General features: G+C 72.3%; 7 protein-coding genes. All 7 read left to right on the forward strand.

Annotation, left to right across the window (positions count from 1 at the left end; genetic code table 11):
• The first annotated feature begins 1 nt into the window (after position 1).
• The 7 genes from argF to tyrS all read left to right on the forward strand — a co-directional run bounded on the left by argF (position 2) and on the right by tyrS (position 6,854).
• Positions 2–934 carry an ornithine carbamoyltransferase gene (gene argF / locus Q6347_RS11510; protein WP_304603764.1) on the forward strand — a complete coding sequence of 311 codons (933 nt, stop codon included), beginning with the start codon at positions 2–4 and terminating at the stop codon, positions 932–934.
• Positions 931–1,464, forward strand: a complete 534-nt coding sequence (locus Q6347_RS11515) for an arginine repressor (protein ID WP_304603765.1) — start codon at positions 931–933, stop codon at positions 1,462–1,464. The genes argF and Q6347_RS11515 overlap by 4 nt, the downstream gene beginning before the upstream one ends.
• 46 nt (positions 1,465–1,510) lie before the next feature.
• On the forward strand, positions 1,511–2,740 hold the full coding sequence (locus Q6347_RS11520; RefSeq protein ID WP_171247691.1) for an argininosuccinate synthase: 1,230 nt from the start codon (positions 1,511–1,513) through the stop codon (positions 2,738–2,740).
• On the forward strand, positions 2,737–4,185 hold the full coding sequence (argH, locus tag Q6347_RS11525) for an argininosuccinate lyase (protein WP_304607404.1): 1,449 nt from the start codon (positions 2,737–2,739) through the stop codon (positions 4,183–4,185). The genes Q6347_RS11520 and argH overlap by 4 nt, the downstream gene beginning before the upstream one ends.
• Positions 4,186–4,806, forward strand: a complete 621-nt coding sequence (locus Q6347_RS11530) for a uridine kinase (protein WP_304607405.1) — start codon at positions 4,186–4,188, stop codon at positions 4,804–4,806.
• Positions 4,803–5,474 (forward strand): DNA-3-methyladenine glycosylase, encoded by a 672-nt coding sequence (locus tag Q6347_RS11535; protein ID WP_171247689.1) that lies wholly within the window; start codon positions 4,803–4,805, stop codon positions 5,472–5,474. Before Q6347_RS11530 ends, Q6347_RS11535 begins: the two co-directional genes overlap by 4 nt.
• Before the next feature lie 120 nt (positions 5,475–5,594).
• Positions 5,595–6,854, forward strand: a complete 1,260-nt coding sequence (gene tyrS, locus Q6347_RS11540; protein WP_171247688.1) for a tyrosine--tRNA ligase — start codon at positions 5,595–5,597, stop codon at positions 6,852–6,854.
• Positions 6,855–7,207: the final 353 nt, after the last annotated feature.

Below are 7,207 nucleotides of genomic sequence, written 5' to 3' on the forward strand. Positions count from 1 at the left end.
GATGCCCCGCCACTTCCTGCGCGACGACGACCTGTCGCCCGCCGAGCAGCGCGAGGTGCTGCGGCTCGCGCTCGACCTGCGCGAGTCGCCGTACGCACGCGCGCCGCTCGCCGGCCCGCAGAGCGTCGCCCTGCTGTTCGACAAGCCCACCCTGCGCACGCAGACGTCGTTCTCCGCGGGGGTCGCCGAGCTCGGGGGCTTCCCGATGGTCGTCGACGGACGGCTCGCACAGGTCGGCGAGCGGGAGTCCGTCGCGGACGTCACGCGCGTACTGGAACGGCAGGTCTCGGCGATCGTGTGGCGGACCTTCGGCCAGGAGCGGATCGAGGAGATGGCGGCCGTCGCACAGGTGCCGGTCGTCAACGCGCTGACCGACCAGTTCCACCCGTGCCAGATCCTGGCGGACCTGCTCACGGTCGCCCAGCACCGCGGCGGCCTGGACGCACTGGCGGGCCAGCGGCTCGCCTACGTCGGCGACGCCGCGAACAACATGGGCGCCTCGTACCTGGTGGGCGGGGCGACGGCCGGGCTGCACGTCCGCGTGGCCGGCCCCGAGGGGTACCTGCCGGACGACGACGTGGTGCGCCGCGCCGAGGAGATCGCCGCCACCACGGGCGGGTCCGTCACGGTGACGACCGACGCGACGTCCGCCGTCGCCGGCGCCGACGTCGTCGTCACCGACACCTGGGTCTCCATGGGCTCCGAGGCCTCCGCGGCCCGGCGGGCCACCGACCTCCTGCCGTACCAGGTGACGCCGGAGCTGATGGACTCGGCCGCCCCCGACGCGATCTTCCTGCACTGCCTGCCCGCGTACCGTGGCAAGGAGGTCGCCGCCGACGTGATCGACGGACCCCGGTCGAAGGTGTGGGACGAGGCCGAGAACCGCCGCCACGTCCAGAAGGCCGTGCTGACCTTCCTGCTGGAGGACCGATGACCACCTCGCCCGGCCACGCGCCCACCACCAAGGCGGCCCGCCACGCCCGCATCACCGAGATCCTGCAGCGCACCGCGATCCACTCCCAGGCAGAGCTCGCTCGCGAGCTGGCCGGCGAGGGGCTGTCGGTCACCCAGGGGACGCTCTCGCGCGACCTCATCGAGCTGCGGGCCGAGAAGGTCCGCAGCGCGTCCGGCGCCCTCGTCTACGCCGTCCCGGGGGAGGGCGGCGACCGCAGCGTGCGGGCCGCCGGCGTGGACGGCCACGACGGTGGTTACCTCGCGGCGCGTCTGGCCCGGCTCTGCGCCGACCTGCTGGTCTCCGCCGAGTCGTCCGGCAACCAGGTGGTGCTGCGCACCCCGCCGGGCGCCGCCAACTACCTCGCCTCGGCCATCGACCACTCCGTCCTCCCGGGCGTCCTCGGCTGCATCGCCGGGGACGACACGATCCTCGTGATCGGCCGCGACCCCGCCGGCGGCGACGAGCTCGCCCGCCGGTTCCTCGAGCTCACGGCGCCCCAGGACGCCTGAGCCTGCCAGACTCGACATCGACCGCAACGCAAGGAAGAAGACCCTCATGACTGATCGCGTCGTGCTCGCCTACTCGGGCGGCCTGGACACCTCCGTGGCCATCGGCTGGATCGCCGAGGCCACCGGGGCCGAGGTCGTCGCCGTCGCCGTGGACGTGGGCCAGGGCGGCGAGGACCTCGAGGTCATCCGCAAGCGCGCGCTCGACTGCGGCGCGGTGGAGGCCTACGTCGCCGACGCCCGCGACGAGTTCGCGAACGAGTACTGCATGCCCGCCCTGCAGGCCAACGGCCTCTACCTCGACCGCTACCCGCTGGTCTCGGCCATCTCCCGCCCGGTCATCGTCAAGCACCTGGTGCGCGCCGCCCGGCAGTTCGGCGCGACCACCGTCGCCCACGGCTGCACCGGCAAGGGCAACGACCAGGTCCGCTTCGAGGTGGCGACCACGTCGCTGGCGCCGGAGCTGACCTCGATCGCCCCCGTCCGGGACCTCGCCCTGACCCGCGAGAAGGCGATCGACTACGCCGAGAAGCACGACCTGCCGATCGCGACGACGAAGAACAACCCGTTCTCGATCGACCAGAACGTCTGGGGCCGCGCCGTCGAGACGGGGTTCCTGGAGGACATCTGGAACGAGCCCACCAAGGACGTCTACTCCTACACCGACGACCCGACGTTCCCGCCGGTGGCCGACGAGGTCGTCGTCACGTTCGAGCACGGTGTGCCGGTGGCGCTCGACGGCGTGGCCGTCACGCCGCTGCAGGCCATCGAGGAGATGAACCGCCGGGCGGGCGCCCAGGGGGTGGGTCGCATCGACATCGTCGAGGACCGCCTCGTGGGCATCAAGTCCCGCGAGGTCTACGAGGCGCCGGGCGCCATGGCTCTCATCGCGGCCCACCAGGAGCTGGAGAACGTCACCCTCGAGCGGGAGCAGGCCCGCTTCAAGAAGGGTGTGGAGCAGCGCTGGACCGAGCTCGTCTACGACGGCATGTGGTTCTCCCCGCTGAAGAAGAGCCTGGACACCTTCGTGGCAGACACCCAGAAGTACGTCTCCGGCGACATCCGTCTGGTGCTGCACGGCGGCCGGGCCACCGTCACGGGCCGCCGCTCGGAGGCGTCGCTGTACGACTTCAACCTCGCCACCTACGACGAGGGCGACGCCTTCGACCAGTCGCACGCCAAGGGCTTCATCGAGATCTACGGGCTGGCCGCCAAGCAGGCCGCCGCCCGCGACGAGCGGTTCGGCAACGGCCCGGACCTCGGGACGGGGACGCTGTGACGAGGAACGACGACAGCCTGCCCGACGGCGTCCCGAGCGAGGGGCCGGTCGCCCTGTGGGGCGGCCGGTTCGCCGGCGGCCCCGCTCCCGAGCTGGCACGGCTGAGCAAGTCGACCGACTTCGACTGGGCGCTGGCCCCGTACGACATCCGGGGGTCGCGCGCCCATGCCCAGGTGCTGCACGCGGCGCGTCTGCTCACCGACGACGAGCTGACCGCCATGCACGAGGCGCTCGACCGGCTGTCCGAGGACGTCGCCTCCGGCGCGTTCGTCGCGGCACCCGAGGACGAGGACGTGCACACCGCGATGGAGCGGGGCCTGCTCGAGCGGGCCGGCGACGAGCTGGGCGGCAAGCTGCGCGCCGGACGGTCGCGCAACGACCAGGTCGCCACCCAGGTGCGCATGTACCTGCGCGACCACGCCCGCGTCATCGCCGAGCAGGTCGTGACCGTCGTCGACGAGCTCATCACGCAGGCCGAGGCGGCCGGCGAGGCCGTCATGCCGGGACGGACCCATCTGCAGCACGCCCAGCCGGTGCTGCTGGCGCACCAGCTGCTCGCGCACGCCTGGCCGCTGCTGCGCGACGTCGACCGGCTCATCGACTGGGACGTGCGGGCGGGCCGGTCGCCGTACGGCTCCGGGGCGCTCGCAGGCTCCTCCCTGGGTCTCGACCCGGCGGCGGTGGCCGAGGGGCTCGGGTTCGACGGCCCCGTGGAGAACTCCATCGACGGGACCGCGGCGCGGGACGTCGTGGCCGAGTTCGCGTTCGTCGCGGCGATGATCGGTATCGACCTCTCCCGGATCTCCGAGGAGATCATCCTGTGGAACACCAAGGAGTTCGGGTTCGTCCGGCTCGACGACGCCTGGTCGACGGGGTCGAGCATCATGCCGCAGAAGAAGAACCCGGACATCGCCGAGCTGGCGCGCGGCAAGTCGGGGCGGCTCGTCGGCGACCTCACAGGCCTGCTCACGACGCTCAAGGGCCTGCCGCTGGCGTACAACCGCGACCTGCAGGAGGACAAGGAGCCGGTCTTCGACCAGGTGAGCACGCTCACGGTGCTGCTGCCGGCCTTCGCCGGGATGGTGCGGACCCTGACGTTCGACACCGCCCGGATGGCCGAGCTCGCCCCGCAGGGCTTCTCGCTGGCGACGGACGTCGCCGAGTGGCTCGTGCGCCAGGGCGTGCCCTTCCGGGTCGCGCACGAGGTCGCCGGGACCTGCGTGCGGGTGTGCGAGGACCGCGACATCGAGCTGTGGGACCTGTCCGACGACGACCTGTCCGGCATCTCGGAGCACCTGACCCCCGCCGTGCGCGAGGTGCTCTCGGTGGCGGGCTCCGTCGGTTCCCGTGACGCGGTGGGCGGGACCGCGCCGGCGCGGGTGGCCGAGCAGCTCGACGCGGCCAAGGAACGAGCCACCGAGTTCCGCTTCTGGGCCGAGGGCTGAGTGACCGTCACCCCGGACGTGCTCGCCGTGCTGGTGCACCGCGTCCACGCCGCGGCGCCCCGGTTGCCCGGACCGGGTGCGCCGACCGCGTGGCGCCGCACCCGGCTCGTGTGCGTCGACGGGCCGGCCGGGTCCGGCAAGTCGACCCTCGCCGTCCAGCTCGCCGTCGAGCTCGACGCCCAGGTGGTGCACATGGACGACCTCTACGAGGGATGGCAGGACGGGCCCGACGGGGGCGCCCGGCGACTGGCCGACCTCGTGCTGGCCCCGCTCGCCGCGGGCCGGCCGGGGGAGTACCGCCGGTACGACTGGATCGAGGGCACCTGGGCCGAGAGCCACACGGTGCCCCCGGCGCCGGTCCTCGTCATCGAGGGGTGCGGGGCCGCCGCCCGCGGTGTCGACCCGTGGGCCGCGCTGCGCGTCTGGGTCGAGGCGGACGACGACGAACGCCTGCGCCGGGGTCTCGAGCGCGACGGCGAGGGGCAGCGGGGACACTGGGTGCGGTGGATGCGCGACGAGGCCGCGCACTACGCTGCTGAGCAGACGCGCGAGCGGGCCGACGTGCGTCTCGACGGTGTCGGGCGGCTGCGCGGACCCGCCCGGGCGAAGGAGGCGTCATGAGCAGCTCGACGCACGAGCAGGCCGCCGCGGTGCCGTGGCAGGTCCCCGGGACGTCCTGGTACGCCCGCAGCGTGCACGACGTGGCTCGCGACCTGCTCGGCGCCTATCTCGTGCGCCGGCACCCCGACGGCGACGTGACGCTGCGCATCACCGAGGTCGAGGCGTACGGCGGCGCCGACGACCCGGCGTCGCACGCCTTCCGGGGGCCGACGGCGCGCAACCGGTCGATGTTCGGACGCCCGGGCCGGTTGTACGTCTACCGGCACCTCGGCCTGCACCACTGCGTCAACATCGTGTGCGGACCCGTCGGCGAGGCGGCCGCGGTGCTCGTCCGGGCCGGCGAGGTCGTCGAGGGACAGCCGCTGGCGCAGGGACGGCGCGAGGCCGCCGGCCGGTGCGACTCAGCCCGTCAGATCGCCCGTGGACCGGCGCGGCTCGCGGTCGCGATGGCGCTCGACCTGCAGGACGACGCCCGCGACGTCACCGAACCGTCGGGGACGGTCGTCGTCCAGCTGCCGGTGGACCCGTTGCCGCGGACCGTCGCGACCGGTCCGCGCGTCGGGGTGAGCGGCGAGGGGGCCGATCCTGCGCGGTTCGGCTGGCGGTCCTGGCTGGTCGACGAGCCGACCGTCTCCGCCTACCGCCCGGTGGCCGGGCGGGTGCGGTGACCCCCTGACCCTCCGGCAACCCTCCGCCGGGACACGTCCTCGGAGACGCCCGTGGACGTCGGGCACACTAGGGGGGTCGGCCCGTCCGGGCCGTCTCTGCTGACCTGAAGGAGCACCACGGTGACCGACGTTCTCGACGAGCTGCACTGGCGAGGCCTGGTGGCGCAGTCCACCGACGAGGCCGCGCTGCGCGAGGCACTCTCGAAGGGGCCGGTCACGTACTACTGCGGGTTCGACCCCACCGCGCCGAGCCTGCACCACGGCCACCTGGTCCAGCTGATCCTGCTGCGGCACCTGCAGCTCGCGGGCCACCGCGCCATCGCGCTCGTGGGCGGCGCCACCGGGATGATCGGGGATCCGCGCGAGTCCGGGGAGCGGGTCCTCAACACCAAGGAGACCGTCGCGGAGTGGACCGAGAAGATCCGCGCACAGGTGTCCCGGTTCCTTGACCTGACGGGGGACAACCCCGCCCGCGTCGTGAACAACCTCGACTGGACGTCCGGGCTGTCGGCGATCGACTTCCTGCGGGACGTCGGTAAGCACTACCGGCTCGGCACGATGCTGGCCAAGGACACCGTCGCGCGGCGCCTGCGCAGCGACGAAGGACTGTCGTTCACGGAGTTCAGCTACCAGATCCTCCAGGGGATCGACTTCCGCGAGCTGTACCGGCGCTACGACTGCACCCTGCAGACCGGCGGCAACGACCAGTGGGGCAACCTGCTGTCGGGTGTCGAGCTGATCCGGCGTACCGAGGGTGTCGCGGTGCACGCCATGACCACGCCGCTGATCACCAAGGCCGACGGGACCAAGTTCGGCAAGACGGAGGGCGGCGCGGTCTGGCTCGACCCCGAGCTCATGAGCCCGTACGCCTTCTACCAGTTCTGGCTGAACCAGTCCGATGCCGACGTCGTCCGCTTCCTGAAGATCTTCACCTTCCGCAGCCGCGCGGAGATCGAGGAGCTCGAGCGGGAGGTCGCCGAGCGCCCCTTCGCCCGGGTCGCGCAGCGCACCCTCGCGAACGACGTGACGACGCTGGTGCACGGCCAGGAGGCGACCGACGCCGTCATCGCCGCCAGTCAGGCCCTGTTCGGGCGGGGCGAGCTGACCGAGCTGGACGCCGGCACGCTCGGCGCCGCGACGGCCGAGCTGCCGCGCGCCGTCGTCCGGCCGGGCGCCAGCGTCCTCGACGCGTTCGTGGACAGCGGCCTGGTGCCGTCGAAGGCGGCAGGCCGGCGGGCGATCGCCGACGGCGGTGCCTACGTCAACAACGTCAAGGTCTCGGACGACGAGGACGTCCTCGCGGCGGAGCGCCTGCTCCACGGACGCTATGCCGTGCTGCGGCGCGGCAAGAAGACCCTCGCCGTCGCCGTCGTCGACTGACGAAACACCCTCTGACCTGCGCATTTGTCGTGCGGGTCAGAGGGTGTGTAATGTTCTGGTCGTTCGCCCGGCAGGGAGCGACGGACACCAGACCGGCACGATCCGGAACAGTGGCCGGTCTCGCTGAGCGGACTTCCCACAGACCTCTTGGATCAGGTACAGTTATATGCCCGATCAGCTCGAGACGGTCGGTCCCACCGCTCGGATCTCTGAGATCGAGTTTGACGGGGCGGATCGGTTCGGGTAAGGTTGAAGGGTTGCCCCGGACGGGGTCGGAACGAAGGGTTCCGGCTTTCGGATGGTGTGTGTCGGTTGTTTGAGAACTCAACAGTGTGCTTGATAGTCAATGCCAA

The sequence above is a fragment of the Isoptericola sp. b408 genome, assembly GCF_030588085.1.
Taxonomy (GTDB): domain Bacteria; phylum Actinomycetota; class Actinomycetes; order Actinomycetales; family Cellulomonadaceae; genus Isoptericola; species Isoptericola sediminis.